Raw genomic sequence first — 21,424 nt, forward strand, 5'->3', positions numbered from 1 at the left:
GTGAGTCGCGCTTCGTTGCCTCCGCACGGCGGGTGGCGGAGAGGCGGGGCGATGCACGGGGATGGCACGGGTTCGATGACTGCGATGGAGCGCCAGGGACTTTACGATCCGCGTAACGAGCATGACGCCTGCGGCGTCGGCTTCGTCGCGCATATCAAGGGCGTGAAAAGCCACGCCATCGTCACCCAGGCGCTCGAAATCCTTAAGAACATCGATCACCGCGGCGCGGTCGGTGCCGATCCGCTGCTGGGCGACGGTGCCGGCATCCTGATCCAGCTGCCCGATGCGCTCTATCGGCGCTGGGCGGACGGCGCCGGCGTGACCCTGCCCGCGGCGGGCCGCTATGCGGTCGCGATGTGCTTCCTGCCGCGCGACGGGGAAAGCCGCGATTTCGCGATCGCCAACTTCGAGAAGTTCATCGCCAAGGAAGGCCAGCACCTGATCGGCTGGCGCGACGTGCCGGTCACCACCGAGGGACTGGGCGAAGCGGTCAGGGCCGAGATGCCGGTGATTCGCCAGTGCTTCGTTGGCATGGGGGCCAACCTGATAGCGGCGGGGGCCGATCAGGACGCGTTCGAGCGCAAGATCCTGGCGATCCGCAAGCAAGCGCAAAACCCGCTGGCGGCACTGGCGGAGAAGCACGGCCTGCCGGGCCTGACCGAGCTCTACATGCCCAGCTTTTCCAGCCGCACGGTCGTCTACAAGGGCCTGTTGCTGGCAACGCAGGTGGGCAGCTTCTATGACGACCTGCGCGACCCGGCTTGCATGTCGGCGCTCGGCCTCGTCCACCAGCGCTTCAGCACCAACACCTTTCCGAGCTGGCGCCTGGCGCACCCCTATCGCCTGATCGCCCACAACGGCGAGATCAACACCGTGCGCGGCAACGTCAACTGGATGAACGCGCGCCGCCGGACGATGGAATCCGAACTGCTCGGCGCCGACCTCGACAAGATGTGGCCGATCATTCCGCACGGCCAGTCGGACACGGCCTGCCTCGACAACGCGCTCGAGCTGCTGATCGCGGGCGGTTACAGCCTGGCCCACGCGGTGATGGTTCTGATCCCCGAAGCCTGGGCCGGCAATCCGATGATGGATGCACGCCGCCGGGCCTTCTACGAATATCACGCCGCGCTGATGGAGCCGTGGGACGGCCCGGCGGCGGTCGCCTTCACCGACGGGCGCCAGATCGGCGCCACGCTCGATCGCAACGGACTGCGACCCGCGCGCTTCCTGGTTACCGACGACGACATCGTGGTGATGGCGTCCGAATCCGGCGTCCTCCCGATCAAGGAAGACAACATCGTGCGCAAGTGGCGGCTCCAGCCGGGCCGCATGCTGCTTATCGACCTTGAGCAGGGCCGCATCATCGAGGACGAGGAGATCAAGGCCGAATTGGCCGGGGCCGAGCCCTACGAAGCCTGGCTCAAGGCCGCGCAGTACAAGCTCAGGGACCTGGAAGTGGTCGAGCCGGAGCTGGCGGCTTTGCCGGTCGAGACGACGACGCTACTCGATCGCCAGCAGGCATTCGGCTACACGCAGGAAGACGTCTCGCGCTTTCTCGAGCCGATGGCCGTGGTCGGCGACGATCCGCTCGGCTCGATGGGAACCGACACGCCGATCGCGGTGCTGTCGTCCAGATCGCGCCTGCTCTACGATTACTTCAAGCAGAACTTCGCCCAGGTCACCAATCCGCCGATCGACCCGATCCGCGAGGAGCTGGTGATGAGCCTGGTGTCGATGATCGGGCCGCGCCCCAACCTGCTGGGCATGGACGCGGGCACGCATAAGCGGCTCGAGGTTGACCAGCCGATCCTCACCAACGACGATATCGCCAAGATCCGTTCGGTCGAGGCGGCACTGGACGGCGCGTTCCGTACCGAGACCATCGACATGACCTGGGACGCTGCGGCCGGCGCCGCGGGGCTGGAACTGGCGATCAAGGAGATGTGCTGGGCCGCGACCGAGGCGGTGCTGGCGGACAAGAACATCCTGATCCTGTCCGACCGGGCGCAGGGACCGGAGCGGATCGCGATGCCGGCGCTGCTGGCGACCGCGGCGGTGCACCACCACCTGGTGCGCCAGGGTCTGCGCATGCAGACTGGGCTGGTGGTCGAGACCGGCGAGGCGCGCGAGGTCCATCATTTCTGCGCGCTGGCAGGCTTCGGCGCCGAGGCGATCAATCCCTACGTCGCGTTCGAGACGCTCGACGCGATCCGCCAGCGCCGCGAGCTGCCGCTGAGCCAAAAGGACGTCGAAAAGAACTACATCAAGGCGATCGGCAAGGGCGTGCTCAAGGTCATGTCCAAGATGGGCATCAGCACGTACCAGTCCTACTGCGGCGCGCAGATCTTCGACGCGGTCGGCCTCTCCAGCGCTTTCGTCGACCGCTACTTCACCGGCACCGCGACGACGATCGAAGGCGTCGGCCTGATCGAGGTGGCCGAGGAAACCGTGCGCCGCCACGCCGCCGCCTACGGCGACAACCCGATCTACCGCGGGATGCTGGATGTGGGCGGTATCTATCAGTACCGCCTGCGCGGCGAAGAGCACGCCTGGACGCCCGAGAACGTGGCCCTGCTGCAGCATGCGGTGCGCGGCAACGTGTCGGCCGACTACAAGCGCTATGCCGAGACCATCAACGAACAATCGGAACGGCTGCTGACGATCCGCGGGCTGATGGAACTGAAGCCGGCCGAGCGGCCGATCCCGCTGGACGAGGTCGAGCCCGCAGCCGAGATCGTAAAGCGCTTTGCCACCGGGGCGATGAGCTACGGCTCGATCAGCTGGGAAGCGCACACCACGCTGGCCGTCGCCATGAACCGCATCGGCGGCAAGTCGAACACCGGCGAAGGGGGCGAGGATCCGAGCCGGTTCAAGCCGATGGCGAGCGGCGACACCATGCGCAGCGCGATCAAGCAGGTCGCCAGCGGGCGCTTCGGGGTGACGACGGAATACCTGGTCAACGCCGACGACATCCAGATCAAGATGGCGCAGGGCGCCAAGCCCGGTGAAGGCGGCCAGCTGCCCGGCTACAAGGTCGACAAGACGATCGGCGCGACCCGCCATTCGACTCCCGGCGTCGGCCTGATTTCACCCCCGCCGCACCACGACATCTATTCGATCGAGGACCTGGCGCAGCTGATCCACGACCTGAAAAACGTCAACGAGCGCGCGCGCATTTCGGTCAAGCTGGTCAGCGAGGTCGGCGTCGGCACGGTCGCCGCCGGCGTATCGAAGTGCAAGGCCGATCACGTGACGATCTCTGGCTACGAGGGCGGCACCGGAGCCAGTCCGCTCACCAGCCTGACGCACGCCGGCAGTCCGTGGGAGATCGGCCTTGCCGAGACCCAGCAGACGCTGCTGCTCAACAACTTGCGCAGCCGCATCGCGGTGCAGGTCGACGGCGGCCTGCGGACCGGGCGCGACGTCGCCATCGGGGCGCTGCTGGGCGCCGACGAGTTCGGCTTCGCCACCGCGCCGCTGATCGCGGCGGGCTGCATCATGATGCGCAAGTGCCACCTCAACACCTGTCCGGTCGGCGTCGCGACGCAGGACCCGGTGCTGCGTGCGCGGTTCACCGGCCAGCCGGAACACGTCATCAACTACTTCTTCTTCGTTGCCGAGGAACTGCGCGGCATCATGGCCGAGATGGGCTTCCGCGCGCTGGCGGAGATGACCGGCCGGGTCGACCGGATCGACATGAAGCGGGCGGTCGATCACTGGAAGGCGGGCGGGATCGACTTGTCGCGCCTGCTGCATCAGGTTCCGGACGGCATCAGCCCGGCCCTGAACTGGAGCGCGGAGCAGGAGCACGGCCTGGGCGCCGTGCTCGACCGCGAACTGATCGCGGCGGCGCGAAGCGCCATCGACAGCGAGGGCACCGGGGCCAGCCCGGTCCGGATCGAGCGCAAGGTCATCAACGTCAATCGCACGGTCGGCGCGATGCTGTCGGGCGAGATCGCGAGGGCGCACGGGCATGCCGGCCTGCCCGACAACACCATCAACGTGCGCCTGACGGGTGTAGCCGGGCAGAGCTTCGGCGCCTTCCTGGCGCACGGCGTGACCCTGGACCTGACCGGCGACGCCAACGATTACGTCGGCAAGGGCCTGTCGGGCGGGCGCGTGATCGTTCGCCAGCCGCCCCACGTCGAGCGCGAGGCGACCGACAACATCATCGTCGGCAACACGGTGCTTTACGGCGCCATTTCCGGCGAAGCCTATTTCAACGGCGTCGCCGGCGAGCGCTTCGCGGTGCGCAACTCGGGCGCGGTCGCGGTGGTCGAAGGCTGCGGCGATCATGGCTGCGAATACATGACCGGCGGCGTTGTCGCGGTGCTGGGCCGGACCGGGCGCAACTTCGCCGCCGGGATGAGCGGCGGCATCGCCTACGTCTACGATCCCGACGGCACCTTCGCGGCCCGGTGCAACCCGGCGATGGTGGACCTGCAACCGATCGGCAGCGGGCGCGAGGATGAGGACGGTACCGGCCGCCCGCATCAGCGCGCCATCAGCGCCTATGACAGCGGCATGGGCGACATGCTGCGCCATGACGCCGACCGCCTGCGCATCCTGCTTGAGCGCCACCACCTGAACACCGGCAGCCGCCGGGCGCGGATGCTGCTCGACGACTGGGACCAAGCCCGGGCGCAGTTCGTGAAAGTGATGCCGCGCGACTACGACGCGGCGCTGAAGGCAATCGAAGCCGAGCGCGAGGCAGCCGCCTCGGTCGCCGCGGAGTAACCGACATGGGCAAGGAAACAGGGTTCCTCGAACTGGACCGCCAGGACCGGACTTATGCCGATCCGGCCGAGCGGGTGAAGCACTACCAGGAGTTCGTGGTTCCCCACGCCGAACCGGTTCTTCGCGGCCAGGCCAGCCGATGCATGAACTGCGGTATCCCGTACTGCCACAACGGCTGCCCGGTGAACAACATCATCCCCGACTGGAACCACCTCGTCTACGAAGGGGACTGGCAGAACGCGCTCGAGGTCCTGCATTCGACCAACAACTTTCCCGAATTCACCGGCCGGATCTGCCCTGCCCCATGCGAAGCGGCCTGCACGCTCAACATCATCGACGCGCCGGTGACCATCAAGTCGATCGAATGCGCGATCGTCGACAAGGGCTGGAACGAGGGCTGGATCGTGCCCCAGCCGCCCAAGCGCCGCACCGGCAAGTCGGTCGCGGTCGTCGGCTCGGGCCCGGCGGGATTGGCCGCGGCGCAGCAACTGGCCCGCGCCGGCCACGCCGTCACCGTGTTCGAGAAGAACGACCGCCTGGGCGGGCTGCTGCGCTACGGCATCCCCGACTTCAAGATGGAAAAGCACCTGATCAACCGCCGCGCCGTGCAGATGGAGGCCGAAGGGGTGACCTTCGCCACCTCCACCGAAGTCGGCGTGGTGGTCAGCCTGGCCAGCCTGAAGGAAAATTTCGACGCGGTCGTGCTCTCCGGTGGCGCGGAGGAGCCGCGCAGGCTCGACATCCCGGGCGCCGAACTGTCGGGCGTGCGTTTGGCGATGGAGTTTCTGACCCAGCAGAACAAGCGCAACGCCGGCGATGACGAGGTGCGCGCCGCGCCGCGCGGATCGCTGACGGCTACGGGCAAGAACGTGATCGTGATCGGCGGCGGCGATACCGGCTCCGACTGCGTCGGCACGTCGAACCGGCAGGGCGCCGCCAGCGTCACCCAGATCGAAATCATGCCGCGTCCGCCCGAAAAGGAGGACAAGGCGCTGACCTGGCCCGACTGGCCGCTCAAGCTGCGCACGTCCAGCAGCCACGAGGAAGGCGTCGCACGCGACTGGGCCATCCTGACCAAGCGCGTCGTCGGCGAGCAGGGCAGGGTCACCGGGCTGGAATGCGTGCGGCTGGAATGGGCCGGGGGCAGCTTCGAGGAAGTGCCCGGCAGCACGTTCGTGATTCCCGCCGACCTGATCCTGCTGGCGATGGGCTTCGTCGGCCCCCGCCGCAGCGGGCTGATCGAGAAGGCCGGGCTCGACCTCGACGCACGCGGCAATGTCGCCGCCAGCGTCCAGGACTATCGCACCAGCGACCCGCAGATCTTCGCCTGCGGCGACATGCGCCGCGGGCAAAGCCTGGTCGTCTGGGCGATTCGCGAAGGGCGCCAGGCGGCGCGCGCGGTCGACGAGATGCTGATGGGGTCCTCGGAGCTGCCGCGCTGAGCGGCAGGCGAGCCGGTTATTTCAGGTAGCGCCGGTTCTTGTCGCGCGCCTTGCGCGCGCGCCGCACCCGCACGAGCAAGGCGACTGCCCCGGCAGCGAGCAGGGCAATAAGTCCGTACGCGATTTCCAGTCGTAGCGGCATGCGATCCATCCAGTGAATCGGCATCCTCATCCCGGTGCCGATATTCCGTCCTATTGCCCGTCTTCGCAAGCGTTCGTTCGCGCCCAGTCGATCGTGCCGCGTCCGTGCGCCGCCAGAAACGCATTGGCGCGGCTGAACGGGCGGCTCCCCAGGAAGCCGCGGTGCGCCGACAGCGGGCTGGGATGCGAGCTGGCGACGATGCAGTGACGCGCGGCGCCAAGATCGGGGATCGCGCGCAGCTTGGCCTGCGCATGCGCGCCCCACAGCATGAACACGGTGGGCGCGGCGCGCGCGGCGACCGCGGCTATGCATGCGTCGGTAATGGCTTCCCAGCCGCGCCCGGCATGGCTGCCGGCCTGCCCCGCCTCGACCGTCAGGGCCGTGTTGAGCAGCAATACCCCTTGCTGCGCCCAGCCCGACAGATCGCCGCTGACAGGACGCTGTATCCCGCAGTCGGCCGCAAGTTCCTTGAACAGGTTGGCCAGGCTGGGCGGCTGGCGCACGCCCGGCGGCACCGCGAAGCTCAGCCCCATGGCCTGCCCCGGCCCGTGATAGGGATCCTGCCCCAGTATCACCACCCGGACGTCGGCAAGCGGGGTCAGGGCGAGGGCGCGCAGGCGCGCCGGTGCCGGCGGGTAGATTGCTTTTCCCGCCTTTTCTTCCTGCGCCAGCCAGTCCGCCAGGCGGCGCGCTTCGGGCGCGGCGAGAGCGGGGGCGAGCACGTCGCGCCAGGCCGGAGGGATCGCCGCTTGCATCGCAGCGGCCTTAAAGCGGCGGACCGCGCGCGGCCAGCACCCCTTTCCAGCAATCCCCAATGCGCCTATGCGCGTCCGCTTATGGCCGTCCATTTCCACGAAGAAGACCTGCCCGCGGGTGTCCTGGCCGCCGGGCCCGTCGCCGTCGACACCGAGACGATGGGGCTGATCACCGCGCGTGACCGGCTCTGCGTCGTCCAGATCAGCGACGGCAGCGGCGATGAGCACCTGGTGCGCTTCGCGCCCGGCAGCGCCTATGGCGCGCCGAACCTGCGCGCCGTGCTGGGCGATCCCAACCGGCTCAAGCTGTTCCACTATGCGCGCTTCGACCTTGCCGCGATCGAGCATTACCTGGGCGTCACCGCGGCGCCGGTGTTCTGCACCAAGATCGCCAGCAAGCTGACGCGAACCTACACCGATCGTCACGGCCTCAAGGAACTGGTGCGCGAATTGCTGGGCAAGGAGATTTCCAAGCAGCAGCAGTCGAGCGACTGGGGCGCACCCGAATTGAGCGACGCGCAGCGGGACTATGCCGCCTCCGACGTGCGCTATCTCCACGAGATGCACGCGATTCTCGTGACCCGGCTGGAGCGCGAGGGGCGCACGGGGATCGCGCAGGCCTGTTTCGATTTCCTGCCTACCCGCGCCCGGCTCGACCTCGCCGGCTGGGCCGATCGCGACATCTTCAGCCACGAATGAGCCTGCCACCGGAAGCTCTGGCGCAATGACCCAGGCGGCCGACGCGATGCGCGGCAAGCGCCGCTACTGGGCGCGGCCCGGCGGCGCGCACGACAAGCTCGTGCGGACGCTGGCTGTGGTGCTGCCCGGCGCGGTCGGCGTGCTGTTCGCGATCATGGTTTTGGCGCCGCTGAGCCCGCGCGGCGAGGTCAGCTTCCTGCTCGATCGCAACAAGGTGGCGATGGTCAACCAGCGGCTGCGCGTGGCCGATGCCCGCTACCGCGGCGAGGACAACAAGGGCCGTCCGTTCCAGGTCTCAGCCGCCAGCGCCGTTCAGGCCACCGCCGCGATCCCGGTGGTGGCGATGAACGGGCTGATCGCCCAGATGATGCTGGCCGACGGGCCCGCGCGGCTCGATGCTCCCGACGGCAGCTACGACTTCGGCCGCGAGCGGATCGACGTGGCCGGACCGGTCACGTTCAGTGCCCAGGACGGTTACCGGATGACGGTCAGCAACGTGAACATCGACCTGGTGACCCGCACGCTCGTCGGCGCGGGCGGTGTCGCGGGCGCGATCCCCGCCGGGACCTTCAGCGCCGACAGGATTCTTGCCGATCTCGACCAGCGCCGGCTGACGCTGGACGGCCACGCCCGGTTGCGCATGGCGCCCGGAAAGCTCAGGATGCCGTGATGAATTCGAAACGACTTTCCCTTCGCGCCCTGGCGCTGCGCTCGCTGCTCGGCGGTTTCGCCGTCGGCGGGGGCGCGCTGGGCCTGATCGCGGTGTCGAACGCACAGGCGATCGCCGGCTTCAGCAGCAATGCGCCCGTCAACTACGCCGCCGACCGGATCGAGTTGCAGGACCGGCAGAAGCGCGTCGTGCTGTCGGGCAACGTCGATATCACCCAGGCCGACCTGCGGCTGCGCGCCGGCCGCACGACGGTGGCCTATTCGGACGCCGGCAACCTGGCGATCCAGCGCATCGACGCCACCGGCGGGGTTACCGTCACGCGCGGCAACGAAACCGCCAGCGGATCAGTGGGCATCTACGATTTCAACCGCCGTATCATCACGCTGGCGGGCAACGTCGCGCTGCGGCGCGGATCGGACACGCTCAACGGCGGGCGGCTGGTGATCGATCTCAACACCGGCGTTTCCAGCGTCGATGGCCGCGCCGGCGGCAGTTCGTCCGCTGTGGGCGGGACGACCACCAGCAGCGGCGGGCGCGTTTCGGGCACGTTCTCGGTTCCCAAGCGCAACTGAGGGGCGACATTCGCGTGAGCGCGGGCAGGCTTAAGATCCTGGTGGCCGATTATTCGGGCCACCCTTTCCAGGTGCAGCTGTCGCGCGCGCTGGCGGCGCGCGGACACACCGTGCGGCATATGCACTTCGCCGGTTTCCAGACCCCCAAGGGCAAGCTGTTGCGCGCGGCGGACGATCCGGTGACGTTCGACGTCATCCCGATCACGCTCGAAAAACCTTTCGCCAAGGATTCGTTCGTGCGCCGGCGTAGCCAGGAGATCGAGGTGGGCAAGCGCTTCGCCGCCGCGCTGGCGCGCTTCAAGCCGGACGTTGTGATCTCGAGCAACGCGCCGCTCGATACCCAGCGCGTGTTCCAGCGCGCCGCCAGAAAGGCCGGCGCGCGCTTCATATACTGGCTGCAGGACATCTACAGCCATGCCATCGCGAAAGTGGTGCCGGCCAAGTTCCCGGTGATCGGCCATGCCGCCGCGGCGTGGTACCGGCACCTGGAAGCGCGCATGTTGCGCGCCAGCGATGCGGTGGTGCCGATTACCGCGGACTTCGTGCCGATCCTGACCGACTGGGGTGTCGATCCGGCACGCATCGCAGTGGCCGAGAACTGGGCCCCGCTGGATGAAATCCCGCCGATGCCGCGTGACAATGCCTGGGCCGGCGCCAATTACCCGGCGCAGGGCACGCGCTTCGTTTATTCCGGCACGCTCGGCTACAAGCACAACCCGGAATGGCTGCTGGCGCTGGCGCGGCATCGCCCCGAATCGAGCGTGACGGTGTTTTCGCAAGGCGAAGTTGCCGGCAAGCTCGCCGCCGACGGTGCCGACGCGCCGAACCTGTCGGTGCGCGACTGGGTGCCGTTTGCCGACCTGCCCGCGATGCTGGGCGGGGCCGACGTGGTCATCGCGGTGATCGAGCCGGAAGCCGGCATCTACTCGGTACCGTCGAAGATCCTGACCTACCTTGCCGCAGGGCGCCCGATCCTGGCCGCGATGCCGGCAGAGAACCTGGCGGCACGGCTGATCGAAGAGCACGAGGCCGGACTCGTCTGCGCCGGAAACACGCGCGAATTCCTGGCGCTGGCCGACCGGCTTGCGAATGATGCTGCATTGCGGCAAGGAATGGGCGCGAACGGGCGCGCCTATGCTGAGCGTGCCTTCGCCATCGACGCGATCGCGGATCGCTTCGAGGACATCATCGCGCGGGCGACCGGCGCAGCAAGCTAGGGGTTCGGGCAATGAAGACGGCACTGGTACTGGGCGGCGGCGGCTTCATCGGCAGCCACCTGGTAAAGCGGCTCAAGAGCGAGGGGTTCTTCGTTCGCGCGGTCGACCTCAAGCATCCCGAATATGCCGAAAGCGCAGCCGACGAGTTCGTCATCGGCGACTTGCGCGAGCAGGACGTGTGCCGCGCCGTGCTCGACCAGCCGTTCGACGAGGTCTACCAGCTTGCCGCCGACATGGGCGGCGCCGGCTATATCTTCACCGGTGAGCACGATGCCGACATCATGCACAATTCGGCGATGATCAACCTCAACATCGCCGACCTGGCCCGCAAGCAGGGCGTTGGCCGGCTGTTCTACTCATCCTCGGCGTGCATGTATCCCGAGCACAACCAGGAAGACCCGGACAACCCGAACTGCGCCGAGGAATCGGCCTATCCCGCCAACCCGGACAGCGAATACGGCTGGGAGAAGCTGTTCTCCGAGCGGCTGTTCCTGGCCTACAACCGCAACTACGGGACCAAGAACCGGGTCGCCCGTTTCCACAACATCTTCGGGCCCGAGGGCACCTGGGACGGCGGCAAGGAAAAGGCCCCTGCGGCGATGTGCCGCAAGGTCGCGCGCGCGCGCAGCGGGGACGAGATCGAGATCTGGGGCGACGGCAAGCAGACCCGCTCGTTCCTTTACATCGACGAATGCCTCGACGGCGTGCTGCGCCTGACCCGCTCCGACTTCGAAGGGCCGGTCAACATCGGCTCGGACGAGATGGTGACGATCAACCAGCTGGTCGACATGGCGGCGGACATTGCCGGCAAGACCATCCACAAGAATCACATTCCCGGCCCCACCGGGGTGCGCGGACGCAATTCGGACAACCGCCTGATCGAGGAAAAGCTGGGCTGGCGTCCGTCCAGGCCGCTGCGCGACGGACTGGAGAAGACCTACCAGTGGATCGAGCAGCAGGTCATGCGCAACTCGCTGCCCGAAGCGGCCGAGTAGCGCGCGCTACTTGTCCCAGGGCGAGTGGTGCGGGCCCTTCGCGGCGACGTGCTGCGTTGCCGTGCCGTCGTCGGCCTGGTCGGATGACGGGACCGTGCAGTAAGCGGTCATCAGGATGCCGGCCGACCACCACAGCGCCTTCCAGCGACTGGCGAAGACCGTGTTGAGCTTGGGGCCGAAGCTGAGCATGGTTGGCGCCTAGCGCGACAAGGTTAAGATTCCGCCTCACGCTTGAGCTCGTAGAGCACCTCGATCGCCTCGCGCGGGGTCAGCGTATCGAGGTCGAGCGCGCAAAGGCGATCGCGCACCGCGTCGCAGTCGGCCTCACGCGCTTCGGCCGCGGCGGCGAACAGCGGCAGGTCGCCCAGTCCCGCCGCCAGCCCGCCGGTTTCTGCGCGGCCCTTCTCCAGCTTGTCGAGGACCTGCCTGGCCCGGCTCACCACCGCCGGCGGAACCCCCGCCAGGCGCGCGACCGCCAGCCCGTAACTGCGGTCCGCCGGCCCCTCGGCCAGTTCGTGCAGCAATACCAGGTCGCCTTTCCACTCGCGCGCGCGGACGTGATGCAGGCTGAGCGCCGGGCAACTTTCCGCCAGCCGCGACAATTCATGGTAATGCGTGGCAAACAGGCAGCGGCTGCGGTTGGCGGAATGGACCGCCTCGGCAACGGCCCAGGCCAGCGCCAGCCCGTCGTACGTGCTGGTACCGCGCCCGACCTCATCCAGGATGACGAAACTGCGCGGCGTTGCCTGCGCGAGGATCGCCGCCGTCTCGACCATCTCGACCATGAAGGTGGAGCGCCCGCGCGCCAGGTTGTCCGCCGCCCCGACCCGGCTGAACAGCCGGTCGACCAGGCCGATCGTCGCGCTGCTCGCGGGCACGAACGAACCCGCCTGCGCAAGCAGCACGATCAGCGCGTTCTGGCGCAGGAAGGTCGACTTGCCGCCCATGTTCGGGCCGCCGATCAGCCACAGGCGGTCGCCCGCATCCAGCGTGCAATCATTGGCGACGAAGCGCTCGCCGCGGTCCTTCAGCGCCGCCTCGACCACCGGATGGCGGCCGCCGACGATCGCAAGCTGCGCATCCTCGGTCAGCACCGGACGCGCCCAGCCCCCTGCCGCCGCACGCTCGGCCAGCGCCGCGGCGACGTCGATGCGGGCCAGCGCCGCCGCGGTAGCGGCGATGGCGGCGGCCCGCTCGGCGGCGAGCGCGCAGAGGCTTTCGAAATGGGCTTCCTCTGCCGCGAGCGCGTGCCCGGCGGCACCGGCAATGCGGCTCGCCTCCTCGTGCAGCGCCAGCGCGTTGAAACGCACCGCCCCGGCCATCGTCTGCCGGTGCGTGAAGCCACTGTCGGCCGCCATGAGGGCATCGGCCCTCGCCGCCGGCACTTCGATGAAATAGCCGAGCACGCCGTTGTGGCGGATCTTCAGCGCGGCGATGCCGGTGTCGGCGCGGTATTTCGCTTCCAGCGCGGCCACGGCGCGGCGACCGTCGCCCGCGGTGCGGCGCAAGTCGTCGAGCGCGTGGTCGTAGCCTTCGGCGACGAAGCCGCCCGCGCTGCGCTCGGTCGGCGGCGCAGGCACGAGCGCGCGCGTCAGTTCGTCGACCAGCGCGCCGTGGCCGGCGAGCGCCGGCAGCAGCGACGCCATCAGCGGCGGCAGCTCGCCCTGGCGCGCCAGCCGTTCGCGCAGCGCCGCCGCGCCGCCCAGCCCGTCGCGCAGCTGGCCGAGGTCGCGCGGGCTACCGCGACCGGCGACGATGCGCCCGATGGCGCGACCGACATCGGGGAGCGCGCGGAGTGCCGCGCGGATGTCGCCGCGCCCGATGGCATCGCCGTGAAGCCAGCCGACCAGCGCCAGCCGCGCCTCGATAGCGGCGCGATCGGTCAGCGGGGCGGACAAGTCCTCGGCCAGCAGCCGCGCGCCCGCGCCGGTGACGCAGCAATCGACCTCGGCCAGCAGGCTGCCCTCGCGCGTGCCGCGCGCCGACGTCGTTATCTCGAGGCTGGCGCGCGTCGCTTCGTCGAGCCCGAGCACGCCGTCGCCGCCCACCACTTCGGGCGGAAGCAGCATCGGCAGCGTGCCGCGCCCGACGCGCGCCAGGTAGGCCAGCAGGCCGCCCGCCGCCGCCAGCATTGCCCGCCCGGTAATCCCGAAACCGTCGAGCGTGGCGACCTTGTGCAGCGCCAGCAGCTGTGCCTCGCCGGCGTCGCTGGCGAAGTCGCGCGCAGTGTGGACGATCGCGTCCGCAGGCGCGCCGTCCCACCCTTCCGGGGCGACGATCTCGCTTGCGCCCAGCCGCGCCAGCGCCGCGCCGAGGCCGGCGGGCGCGCAGTCCTCCAGCGTCATCCGCCCGGTCGAGACGTCGACCGCGGCGATACCGATGGCGCCGCGCACCGCGCAGACCGCGACCAGCAGATTGGCGCGGCGCGGTTCGAGCAGCGCTTCCTCGGTCAGCGTCCCGGCAGTCACCACGCGCACGATGTCGCGCGCCACCAGCGTCTTCGATCCGCCGCGCTTGCGCGCTTCCTCGGGGCTTTCGACCTGTTCGGCGATGGCGACGCGGTGACCGGCGCGGATCAGCCGCGCCAGGTACCCCTCGGCACTGTGGACGGGCACGCCGCACATCGGGATCGGCAAGCCCAGGTGTTCGCCCCGGGTGGTCAGCGCGATATCGAGGACGTGCGCGGCAGCGCGGGCATCGTCGAAGAACAGCTCGAAAAAGTCGCCCATCCGATAGAACAGCAGGCAGCCCTCGGCCTGCGCCTTGAGCGCAAGGTACTGCGCCATCATCGGCGTAGTGCCGGGGGGTGTAGTGGTGGGCGCGGGCATGGCCACGCGGTAGCTGGCGCGGGGCCGATTCGGAACGGCCGGGCGCGCGCTTTCCCCTATCGCGTCGGGGCACCTTCCGTTAGGGCACGCGCGGAAAACGGAGATGTGCGTGTCCGACGAAAGCAACGTCAAGTTCACCGAGCGCGAGGCGCTGTTCTATCACTCGACGATCCGCCCGGGTAAGATCGAGATCATCGCCAGCAAGCCGATGGCGACCCAGCGCGACCTCAGCCTGGCCTATTCGCCGGGTGTGGCCGTGCCGGTCCAGGCGATCGCCGACGATCCGGGCACCGCATACGACTACACCGCCAAGGGCAACCTGGTGGCGGTCATCTCCAACGGCACCGCGATCCTGGGCATGGGCAACCTGGGGGCGCTCGCGTCCAAGCCGGTGATGGAAGGCAAGGCCGTACTGTTCAAGCGCTTTGCCGACGTCGATTCGATCGACCTGGAACTCGCCAGCGAAGACCCCGACGCGCTGATCGAGGCGATCGCGATGATGGAGCCGAGCTTTGGCGGCATCAACCTGGAAGACATCAAGGCGCCCGAGTGCTTCGTGATCGAGCAGGCGCTGCGCGAACGCATGAAGATCCCGGTCATGCACGATGACCAGCACGGCACCGCGATCATTTCCGCCGCCGGGCTGATCAACGCCTGCATGCTCACCGGGCGCAAGCTGGCCGACGTGAAGATGGTGGTCAACGGCGCCGGCGCATCTGCAATCGCCTGTACCGCGCTGATAAAGGCGATGGGCGTGCGCCACGAAAACGTGACCATGTGCGACCGCCAGGGCGTAATCTACCGCGGCCGTGCCGAGGGCATGGACCAGTGGAAGAGCGCCCACGCCATCGATACCGACGATCGCACGCTCGAACAGGCGCTGGTCGGCGCCGACATCTTCCTGGGCCTTTCCGCGGCCGGGGCACTTAAGCCCGAGTTCGTCGAGAAGATGGCGCCGCAGCCGATCATCTTCGCGATGGCCAACCCCGATCCCGAGATCAGCCCGCCCGATGCCAAGCGCGTTCGGCCCGACGCCATCGTCGCCACCGGGCGTTCGGACTATCCGAACCAGGTCAACAACGTGCTGGGCTTTCCCTTCATCTTCCGCGGCGCGCTCGACGTACGGGCAACCGCGATCAACGAGGAAATGAAGATCGCCGCGGCGCAGGCCATCGCCGAGCTGGCGCGCGAGCCCGTGCCCGAGGAAGTCGCCGCCGCGTACGGCAAGGCGCAGCAGTTCGGCCGGGACTACATCATCCCCGCGCCGTTCGATCCGCGCCTGATGGAGGTCGTGTCCTCGGCGGTTGCCAAGGCTGCGATGGACACCGGGGTGGCGCAGAAGGCGATCGAGGATTTCGACGTCTACCGCGCGCAATTGAAGGCGCGCCTCAACCCCACCAGCGCCGCGCTCAACAAGGTCTACGAGACGGTCAAGGCCAGCCCCAAGCGCGTGATCTTCGCCGAAGCGGAGAACGAGATCGTGCTGCGCGCGGCGATCCAGTACCGCGATTTCGGTTATGGCGAACCGGTGCTGGTCGGCCGCACCGATGCGGTCAAGGCGCAGCTCCAGGCGCTCGGCATCGAGAACCCGGACAGCTTCCACATCGAGAATTCGGCGGTCAGCGAACACGTCCCGGCGATGGTCGCCCTGCTGTCGGAGCGGCTGCAGCGGCGCGGCTTCATGGAGCGCGACGTGCGCCGCATGGTCAACCAGGACCGCAACGTCTTCGCCTCGGGCCTGCTCAAGCTGGGCATCGGCGACGCGATGGTGACCGGTATCACCCGCACCTTTGCGCAGACGATGCGCGAAGTGCGCCACGTGCTGGATCCGGCGCCGGGCCAGCTTCCGTTCGGCATCCACATGATGATCGGCAAGCACCACACGGTGTTCCTGGCCGACACGACCGTCAACGAACGCCCCGACGCCGCCGGGCTTGCCCAGATCGCCAAGGGCACCGCGGCGGTTGCGCGCAAGATGGGGCACGAGCCGCGCGTCGCATTCCTGTCCTATTCCACCTTCGGCAACCCGACGGGCAAATGGCTTGAGCCGCTGCGCGACGCGGTGGCGCTGCTCGATGCCGAAGACCCCGGCTTCGAGTACGAGGGCGAGGTCGCGCCCGATGCCGCGCTCAACCCGACGGTGATGAAGAACTATCCCTTCAGCCGCTTGTCGGGGCCAGCCAACGTGCTGATCATGCCGGGGCTGCAATCGGCCAACATCTCGGCCAAGCTGGTCCGCGAACTGGCCGGCAACGCCACGATCGGGCCGATGCTGATCGGGATGGAAAAGCCGGTCCAGGTCATCCCGATGACCGCGCTGGCGCCCGACGTCCTGACGCTGGCGGTACTGGCGGCGGCGGGCGTCGCGGTCTGAGACCTCAGGCCAGCCAGGCCGCCCAGACGCCGTAGAGGCTTGTGAGGGTCAGCACGACGCCGACCATCACCAGCATCGCCTTGGCCGGCACACGCTTGGCCGCGAAGGCGCCGATCGGGGCCGCCAGGATACCGCCGATCAGCAGTCCCAGCGTCGCGCCGGCCACGTCGGCGACGCCCAGGTTCCAGATGAACGCGGCCGACACCGCGATGGTCAGGAAGAACTCGACCGCGTTGACCGTGCCGACCACCCTGCGCGGATCGGCGCCCTGAATCAGCAGGTTCGAGGTCACCACCGGCCCCCACCCGCCGCCGCCGGCAGCGTCGAGGAAGCCGCCGATCAGCCCCAGCGGCGCGACGTACCTGGCCGGGCGCCCCTGCGGCGGGTACCTGAGCCCGCGCCAGAGCAGGCTGAGGCCGATGGCGGCGAGGTACAGCAACACGAACGGCTTCACGACCGAGGCGTCGACCGAGCTGAGGACGTAAGCCCCCAGGATACCGCCCGCCAGACCCGGGATCAGCAGGCGCAGGAACAGCTTGCCGTCGATGTTGCGGTGAAACAGGTGGCTGAGGCCCGAGGTCGCGGTCGTAAAGCATTCGACGATGTGAACCCGCTGCGACGCCAGCGCGGGCGGCACCCCCAGCACCCCGACCAGCAGCGTGTTGCAGATCACCCCGAATGCCATCCCGAGCGCACCGTCGACCAGCTGTGCGGCGAAACCGACGAGGATGAAGGGCAGGAGGGCCTGGAAATCGAATGCGCCGAAAGCGATCATCGCGGTAGCCTCGCGGTTAAACTCTATCGAACGAATAGAGATTAACCGTCACGCTTGCCAAGCGCTTTTCCGCGTCTGCCGCGCCAGGGCGCCGCGTTGGCGCGCCAGGCCGTCAGCGGCGGCGATAACGAAAGTACCAGACCTCGTGTCCGTAGACGCTGCGCGCCTTGGCTTCGTAGCGCGTTTCCGGCCAGCCGCCGGGGCGCGTGAGGAAGCTCTCCGGACCGCTCGCCAGCCATTCGAAGGCGTCGCGGTGCCGGCGCATGACCATCAGCGCGTGGCGAACGTAGACGGCATGGTCGGTGCCGAAGCGGAACTCTCCGCCCGGCTTCAGCTTGCGCGCGAACAGCTCGACCGGGCCGTCATTCATCATCCGGCGCTTGGCGTGGCGGGCCTTGGGCCAGGGGTCCGGGTGAAGCAGGTAGAGGAACGACAGGGCCCCGTCGGGAATGCGCTGGAGCACCTCCAGCGCGTCGCCGTGGTGGATGCGCACGTTGGCTAGCGGCGGATGGGCACCGTGATCGCCCGCCACGTGGACCAGCGCCTGCGCGACGCCGTTCAGGAACGGCTCGGCACCAATGAACCCGTGATCGGGCAGCATGTCGGCACGGGCGGCCATGTGCTCGCCGCCGCCGAACCCGATCTCGAAATGGAGCGGGCGGTCGAACCCGAACAGCAGCGCCGAATCGACATCGCCCGCCGCTGGAACGGCAATCCGGGGCAGCAAGGTATCGACCAGGTCCTGCTGGCCGGCGCGCAGCGGCTTTCCCTTGGCGCGGCCATACAGGCGGTTGAGCGTGGTCGGATCGCCGGGTTTGTGCGCGGTCATGGCCGGCCGGTGGCAGGCTTGGCGGCGGCGGTCAACGGGATGCGCGCGCCACGGGCGGAGCATCCCGTGCCGGCTCAGTTCATGACCATCGCGGCAACCACGCCGCCGACGAGCATCACCGACACCGCCGCGATCAGCGCGAAATCGCGCCAGCCGAGCGTGTCGAGGTGGTCGCTGCGAAAGCGGCGATACTGCGGCGCGATCCGCTCGTTGCTGGCCAGCAGACCGATGTCGAGCGCGCTCGCCTTGCCATTAAACCAGCGCTTGAGCTCGGCCAGTTCGGCCGTGTCGAGCGCGGGATAGCGCGCGACCAGGGATTCGGCGCGGGCGTGCGCCGGCGCGGCGCCGGCGGCACCGCTGGGAAAGTGTGTCATGATGATATCCTGAAATGATTGCGTCGCGCCGCATGCGGCGCCGGCGAAGCCAATCAGGCGATCGGGGGTGCACGCGGCCGGTTGACCGGCCCGCGCAATTCAGACGGGGGCCGATCGCGGGCTTGCCGCCGGTCCGGCTCCCAGGCCGGGATGAACGGCGCTGCGGTCTGCGCCAATGTCAGCGTGGGCGGCGGCGACGGCAAAGGCTGCAGATCCGGCAGCGCGACGGCGACGCGCGGCGCCATGCGCGATGGCAGCACGGCGGTATCCACGGTCGCCGCGCTGAACGCCGAGCCAACCTGCTTGTCCGCCGGCAGCGGCGCCGCGGGCACAGCGCTGAAAACCGCGATCGCCAGCAGCAGCACCGCAAGCGCGCGGCGCAGCGCAGGCGCCAGTCTCGGCGTGTCAAAGGCAGACGAAACGGTCATTCGATCCCGGGTGCCAGCGCCCGCTTGGGGGGTCAAGTCGCAGCCCGCTGCCGCGGCGTCACAAGAAAATTGTGATGGACGGCGCCGTTCCACCCGTGAAAATCGCATCAGCATGTCCGCCATCGAAACCGACCGCACCGCCTTCGCCGTCCTCACCGACAAGGAGCGGGAGATTTTGCGCCTGCTTTCGGCCGGGCACACGGTGAAGACGATCGCCGCGCAGCTCGGCCGCTCGGAAGCCTCCATAAACGAGCGCCTGCGCGAAGCGCGGCGCAAGACCAAGGTGGGCAGCAGCCGCGAGCTGGCACGCCTGCTCGCCGCCCAGAAAATTCGTGACGATTTTTCCGGTCTTACGCCTGCGCTTGGCGCCGGTCAGCCTTCGGTCCAGCGCCCGCATCCGCGGCGCGTGGCACCGAAAGGAACGACGATGCTACTCCTTGCACTCCCCGTCGCCGCGGCCGGCCTGGCCTTGGCTTCCATTCAACAACCCGCCGGCGCCGGCAGCAGCCCGGCAGCGACCGCGGCCGCGGCGGCCTCTCCGCTTGAAGGAACCTGGGCGCTCGACCTGGCAAGCATCCCGGCGGCCGAGCGCCCGCGCGGCGTGACGATCGCCTTTCACCGACGCCCGGGCGGCAAGTGGGCCGTGCACGTGGAGATCGCCGCAGCCGACGGCACTGCCCAGGTCGCCGATTCGCTGGCGGTCCCCGACGGTGCACCCGTGCCGGTATCGGGCACGATGTCGTTCGTCGACAGCGCCTCGCTGCGTCAGCCGGGCCCAAACACGCTGGTCATGACGCTGGGCAAGGGGGGCAAGCCGGTTTCGACCCGCGTCTATACCGTGTCGAAGGACCGCCGCGTCCTTACCGAGACGATCGTCTGGGCAAGCGATGCACTGCCGGGACTGGAGACGACGCGGTTCACCCGCGTCGGGTGAGGTCACCAGGTAGCGGGGGCGCGCGCGCCGGCTTCAGTCGCGGCGCAGCGCCCCCGCCTTGTGCGCAGCGCGCGCTCCTTCGCCGGTTTCGACCAGGTACTCCGGATTGTCCTTCGAGGCGGCGGCATGGTGGCCCTTGATCTCCATCGGCTCGGTCAGCTTGCGCACTACCTTGCCGTGCGCCGTGCCGCCGTGGCTCTGCCACGAAACCTTGTCGCCCGCCTTGAGATCGTCTCCCATCGTCCTGCTCCTTTTGCCTGACAAACGGCAGCGGGAGCGGCGCGGTTCCGCAACGGCAAACGGCCTGCCGTCGCCGGCAGGCCGTCCGTGGTGATCGCACTAACGCGGAAGGGCTCAGGCCGCTTCCATCTCCTCGCCCGGATCGCGCAGGACATAGCCGCGGCCCCAGACGGTCTCGATATAATTCTCGCCGCTGCAGGCCATCGCCAGCTTCTTGCGCAGCTTGCAGATGAACACGTCGATGATCTTGAGCTCGGGCTCGTCCATTCCGCCGTAGAGGTGGTTGAGGAACATTTCCTTCGTCAGCGTGGTACCCTTGCGGAGCGAGAGCAGCTCCAGCATGGCGTATTCCTTGCCGGTCAGGTGGACGCGGGCGCCATCGACCTCGACCGTCTTGGCGTCGAGGTTGACCGCCAGCTTGCCGGTGCGGATGACCGACTGCGAATGTCCCTTTGAGCGGCGAACCACGGCGTGGATGCGGGCGACCAGCTCCTCGCGGTGGAACGGCTTGGTGACGTAATCGTCGGCACCGAAGCCGAAGCTGCGGACCTTGGAATCCATTTCCGAAATGCCGGACAGGATCAGCACCGGCGTCTGCACCTTGGCGACGCGCAGCTTCTTGAGCACGTCGTAGCCGTGCATGTCGGGCAGGTTGAGGTCGAGCAGGATGATATCGTAATCGTAGAGCTTGCCCAGATCGAGGCCTTCTTCCCCAAGGTCCGTCGAATAGACGTTGAACCCCTCGGTCGTCAGCATCAGCTCGATGGCACGCGCCGTCGTCGGCTCGTCTTCGATCAACAGCACGCGCATGGTGCAGTTCCCCCCTGTTGGCCCCGTAGTACCCCGTGACCGTCGCTAACCCGATCGTAAGGGTCGTTGCCGGTCATTAACCATTGGAGGTCTGAAGAGAAAAGGTTAATTCTTGGTAAAGCGCGAGCGTGCGGCGCTCGTGGCCTTTGTGTTACACCGGGAAAGATACCCGCTTACATCAACCCTCGATCGTCTGGGTTCCGGGGTGGTGGCGCGCCAGGTGCGCGCGGACGATCTTGAGGTTGCGCCGGTTCGAGCGGAAGGCGAAGTCGAACAGGTCGCCCGCCACCGGCACCGCGCCCACCGCGCTGTCGACCGCGACGTTGCCGATCATGCGCCACAGCTTCCACTTGGGCAGGCCCAGGTTCTTCGCTTCCCAGACCAGGTACAGCCCCATCGCCGCGGTCACCACGTCGCCCGCAACGGGCACCAGCCCGACGATCGCATCGAGGCCGACGCGGTGGTTGGTGCCGGGCACGGTGAAGGCTTCCTCGAGCAGCGCCTCGAGCCCCTCGATCCGGCGCATCACCGCTTGCGCATCGCGCCCGAGCAGGCCGGAAGCAGGCTGATTCTCGTTCATCGCTGAAGGCTCCTTCGAGT

Annotated in this window: 20 protein-coding genes; 9 read left to right on the plus strand and 11 right to left on the minus strand. The window is 68.4% G+C overall.

The features are described from left to right. The first annotated feature begins 84 nt into the window (after positions 1 to 84). Both gltB and ACOYW6_RS09020 read left to right on the plus strand, forming a co-directional pair. Positions 85 to 4,740, plus strand: a complete 4,656-nt coding sequence (gene gltB / locus ACOYW6_RS09015; protein ID WP_423143100.1) for a glutamate synthase large subunit — start codon at positions 85 to 87, stop codon at positions 4,738 to 4,740. A 5-nt stretch (positions 4,741 to 4,745) separates the two neighbouring features. Next, on the plus strand, positions 4,746 to 6,182 hold the full coding sequence (locus tag ACOYW6_RS09020) for a glutamate synthase subunit beta (RefSeq protein WP_423140994.1): 1,437 nt from the start codon (positions 4,746 to 4,748) through the stop codon (positions 6,180 to 6,182). 16 nt (positions 6,183 to 6,198) lie between these two features. On the opposite strand, the gene ACOYW6_RS09025 is transcribed toward ACOYW6_RS09020, so the two are convergent. Both ACOYW6_RS09025 and ACOYW6_RS09030 read right to left on the minus strand, forming a co-directional pair. Beyond that, a complete protein-coding gene (locus ACOYW6_RS09025; protein WP_423140995.1) occupies positions 6,199 to 6,333 on the minus strand; it encodes a hypothetical protein in 135 nt (44 codons plus the stop codon). A 41-nt stretch (positions 6,334 to 6,374) separates the two neighbouring features. Continuing rightward, the gene (locus tag ACOYW6_RS09030) at positions 6,375 to 7,079 is read right to left on the minus strand and encodes a uracil-DNA glycosylase (RefSeq protein ID WP_423140996.1); all 705 of its coding nucleotides are present in this window, start codon (positions 7,077 to 7,079) and stop codon (positions 6,375 to 6,377) included. A gap of 81 nt (positions 7,080 to 7,160) precedes the next feature. Between ACOYW6_RS09030 and ACOYW6_RS09035 the strand changes: the two genes are divergently transcribed. Genes ACOYW6_RS09035 through ACOYW6_RS09055 form a run of 5 tightly spaced genes read left to right on the plus strand, consistent with a single transcriptional unit; the run spans position 7,161 to position 11,232 of the window. Beyond that, positions 7,161 to 7,778, plus strand: coding sequence for a ribonuclease D (locus ACOYW6_RS09035; protein WP_423140997.1), 618 nt, complete (start codon positions 7,161 to 7,163; stop codon positions 7,776 to 7,778). A gap of 25 nt (positions 7,779 to 7,803) precedes the next feature. Then, positions 7,804 to 8,448, plus strand: coding sequence for an LPS export ABC transporter periplasmic protein LptC (locus ACOYW6_RS09040; RefSeq protein WP_423140998.1), 645 nt, complete (start codon positions 7,804 to 7,806; stop codon positions 8,446 to 8,448). After that, positions 8,448 to 9,020 (plus strand): LptA/OstA family protein, encoded by a 573-nt coding sequence (locus ACOYW6_RS09045; RefSeq protein ID WP_423140999.1) that lies wholly within the window; start codon positions 8,448 to 8,450, stop codon positions 9,018 to 9,020. Before ACOYW6_RS09040 ends, ACOYW6_RS09045 begins: the two co-directional genes overlap by 1 nt. A 14-nt stretch (positions 9,021 to 9,034) precedes the next feature. Next, complete coding sequence (locus ACOYW6_RS09050) at positions 9,035 to 10,237, plus strand: glycosyltransferase family 4 protein (protein ID WP_423141000.1); 1,203 nt, start codon at positions 9,035 to 9,037, stop codon at positions 10,235 to 10,237. A gap of 11 nt (positions 10,238 to 10,248) precedes the next feature. After that, positions 10,249 to 11,232 carry an NAD-dependent epimerase/dehydratase family protein gene (locus ACOYW6_RS09055; RefSeq protein WP_423141001.1) on the plus strand — a complete coding sequence of 328 codons (984 nt, stop codon included), beginning with the start codon at positions 10,249 to 10,251 and terminating at the stop codon, positions 11,230 to 11,232. A gap of 6 nt (positions 11,233 to 11,238) precedes the next feature. On the opposite strand, the gene ACOYW6_RS09060 is transcribed toward ACOYW6_RS09055, so the two are convergent. Both ACOYW6_RS09060 and mutS read right to left on the minus strand, forming a co-directional pair. Continuing rightward, positions 11,239 to 11,421 carry a hypothetical protein gene (locus ACOYW6_RS09060; RefSeq protein ID WP_423141002.1) on the minus strand — a complete coding sequence of 61 codons (183 nt, stop codon included), beginning with the start codon at positions 11,419 to 11,421 and terminating at the stop codon, positions 11,239 to 11,241. Positions 11,422 to 11,444: 23 nt separating this feature from the next. Further along, positions 11,445 to 14,021, minus strand: a complete 2,577-nt coding sequence (gene mutS, locus ACOYW6_RS09065) for a DNA mismatch repair protein MutS (protein ID WP_423143101.1) — start codon at positions 14,019 to 14,021, stop codon at positions 11,445 to 11,447. 148 nt (positions 14,022 to 14,169) lie between these two features. Between mutS and ACOYW6_RS09070 the strand changes: the two genes are divergently transcribed. Further along, positions 14,170 to 16,434, plus strand: coding sequence for an NADP-dependent malic enzyme (locus ACOYW6_RS09070; protein WP_423141003.1), 2,265 nt, complete (start codon positions 14,170 to 14,172; stop codon positions 16,432 to 16,434). Between the two features lie 4 nt (positions 16,435 to 16,438). Here ACOYW6_RS09070 and ACOYW6_RS09075 read toward each other — a convergent pair whose 3' ends face one another. The 4 genes from ACOYW6_RS09075 to ACOYW6_RS09090 all read right to left on the minus strand — a co-directional run bounded on the left by ACOYW6_RS09075 (position 16,439) and on the right by ACOYW6_RS09090 (position 18,840). Further along, positions 16,439 to 17,209 (minus strand): sulfite exporter TauE/SafE family protein, encoded by a 771-nt coding sequence (locus ACOYW6_RS09075; protein WP_423141004.1) that lies wholly within the window; start codon positions 17,207 to 17,209, stop codon positions 16,439 to 16,441. A gap of 112 nt (positions 17,210 to 17,321) precedes the next feature. Then, on the minus strand, positions 17,322 to 18,038 hold the full coding sequence (trmB, locus tag ACOYW6_RS09080) for a tRNA (guanine(46)-N(7))-methyltransferase TrmB (protein ID WP_423141005.1): 717 nt from the start codon (positions 18,036 to 18,038) through the stop codon (positions 17,322 to 17,324). 74 nt (positions 18,039 to 18,112) lie between these two features. Next, on the minus strand, positions 18,113 to 18,412 hold the full coding sequence (locus ACOYW6_RS09085) for a hypothetical protein (RefSeq protein ID WP_423141006.1): 300 nt from the start codon (positions 18,410 to 18,412) through the stop codon (positions 18,113 to 18,115). Positions 18,413 to 18,465: 53 nt separating this feature from the next. Continuing rightward, positions 18,466 to 18,840 (minus strand): hypothetical protein, encoded by a 375-nt coding sequence (locus tag ACOYW6_RS09090; RefSeq protein ID WP_423141007.1) that lies wholly within the window; start codon positions 18,838 to 18,840, stop codon positions 18,466 to 18,468. Between the two features lie 112 nt (positions 18,841 to 18,952). Here ACOYW6_RS09090 and ACOYW6_RS09095 point away from each other — a divergent pair, with 112 nt between their 5' ends. Continuing rightward, a complete protein-coding gene (locus tag ACOYW6_RS09095; RefSeq protein ID WP_423141008.1) occupies positions 18,953 to 19,774 on the plus strand; it encodes a helix-turn-helix domain-containing protein in 822 nt (273 codons plus the stop codon). A 33-nt stretch (positions 19,775 to 19,807) separates the two neighbouring features. Here ACOYW6_RS09095 and ACOYW6_RS09100 read toward each other — a convergent pair whose 3' ends face one another. The 3 genes from ACOYW6_RS09100 to ACOYW6_RS09110 form a co-directional block, all read right to left on the minus strand. Next, positions 19,808 to 20,014, minus strand: coding sequence for a DUF2945 domain-containing protein (locus ACOYW6_RS09100; protein ID WP_423141009.1), 207 nt, complete (start codon positions 20,012 to 20,014; stop codon positions 19,808 to 19,810). 114 nt (positions 20,015 to 20,128) lie between these two features. Further along, on the minus strand, positions 20,129 to 20,824 hold the full coding sequence (ctrA, locus tag ACOYW6_RS09105; RefSeq protein ID WP_423141010.1) for a response regulator transcription factor CtrA: 696 nt from the start codon (positions 20,822 to 20,824) through the stop codon (positions 20,129 to 20,131). Between the two features lie 178 nt (positions 20,825 to 21,002). Further along, positions 21,003 to 21,404: a DUF4112 domain-containing protein gene (locus tag ACOYW6_RS09110; protein ID WP_423141011.1), complete on the minus strand. Its 402-nt coding sequence runs from the start codon at positions 21,402 to 21,404 to the stop codon at positions 21,003 to 21,005. Positions 21,405 to 21,424 lie beyond the last annotated feature (20 nt).

Source organism: Parablastomonas sp. CN1-191 (assembly GCF_049354825.1).
Lineage (GTDB): Bacteria > Pseudomonadota > Alphaproteobacteria > Sphingomonadales > Sphingomonadaceae > Novosphingobium.

What these genes read in the sequence shown, in the direction of transcription:
- gltB (WP_423143100.1), top strand. Translation starts at nt 85, where the DNA reads ATGGAGCGCCAGGGACTTTACGATCCGCGTAACGAGCATGACGCCTGC.
- ACOYW6_RS09020 (WP_423140994.1), top strand. Translation starts at nt 4,746, where the DNA reads ATGGGCAAGGAAACAGGGTTCCTCGAACTGGACCGCCAGGACCGGACT.
- ACOYW6_RS09025 (WP_423140995.1), bottom strand. Translation starts at nt 6,333, where the DNA reads ATGGATCGCATGCCGCTACGACTGGAAATCGCGTACGGACTTATTGCC.
- ACOYW6_RS09030 (WP_423140996.1), bottom strand. Translation starts at nt 7,079, where the DNA reads ATGCAAGCGGCGATCCCTCCGGCCTGGCGCGACGTGCTCGCCCCCGCT.
- ACOYW6_RS09035 (WP_423140997.1), top strand. Translation starts at nt 7,161, where the DNA reads ATGGCCGTCCATTTCCACGAAGAAGACCTGCCCGCGGGTGTCCTGGCC.
- ACOYW6_RS09040 (WP_423140998.1), top strand. Translation starts at nt 7,804, where the DNA reads ATGACCCAGGCGGCCGACGCGATGCGCGGCAAGCGCCGCTACTGGGCG.
- ACOYW6_RS09045 (WP_423140999.1), top strand. Translation starts at nt 8,448, where the DNA reads ATGAATTCGAAACGACTTTCCCTTCGCGCCCTGGCGCTGCGCTCGCTG.
- ACOYW6_RS09055 (WP_423141001.1), top strand. Translation starts at nt 10,249, where the DNA reads ATGAAGACGGCACTGGTACTGGGCGGCGGCGGCTTCATCGGCAGCCAC.
- ACOYW6_RS09060 (WP_423141002.1), bottom strand. Translation starts at nt 11,421, where the DNA reads ATGCTCAGCTTCGGCCCCAAGCTCAACACGGTCTTCGCCAGTCGCTGG.
- mutS (WP_423143101.1), bottom strand. Translation starts at nt 14,021, where the DNA reads ATGATGGCGCAGTACCTTGCGCTCAAGGCGCAGGCCGAGGGCTGCCTG.
- ACOYW6_RS09075 (WP_423141004.1), bottom strand. Translation starts at nt 17,209, where the DNA reads ATGATCGCTTTCGGCGCATTCGATTTCCAGGCCCTCCTGCCCTTCATC.
- trmB (WP_423141005.1), bottom strand. Translation starts at nt 18,038, where the DNA reads ATGACCGCGCACAAACCCGGCGATCCGACCACGCTCAACCGCCTGTAT.
- ACOYW6_RS09085 (WP_423141006.1), bottom strand. Translation starts at nt 18,412, where the DNA reads ATGACACACTTTCCCAGCGGTGCCGCCGGCGCCGCGCCGGCGCACGCC.
- ACOYW6_RS09090 (WP_423141007.1), bottom strand. Translation starts at nt 18,840, where the DNA reads ATGACCGTTTCGTCTGCCTTTGACACGCCGAGACTGGCGCCTGCGCTG.
- ACOYW6_RS09095 (WP_423141008.1), top strand. Translation starts at nt 18,953, where the DNA reads ATGTCCGCCATCGAAACCGACCGCACCGCCTTCGCCGTCCTCACCGAC.
- ACOYW6_RS09100 (WP_423141009.1), bottom strand. Translation starts at nt 20,014, where the DNA reads ATGGGAGACGATCTCAAGGCGGGCGACAAGGTTTCGTGGCAGAGCCAC.
- ctrA (WP_423141010.1), bottom strand. Translation starts at nt 20,824, where the DNA reads ATGCGCGTGCTGTTGATCGAAGACGAGCCGACGACGGCGCGTGCCATC.
- ACOYW6_RS09110 (WP_423141011.1), bottom strand. Translation starts at nt 21,404, where the DNA reads ATGAACGAGAATCAGCCTGCTTCCGGCCTGCTCGGGCGCGATGCGCAA.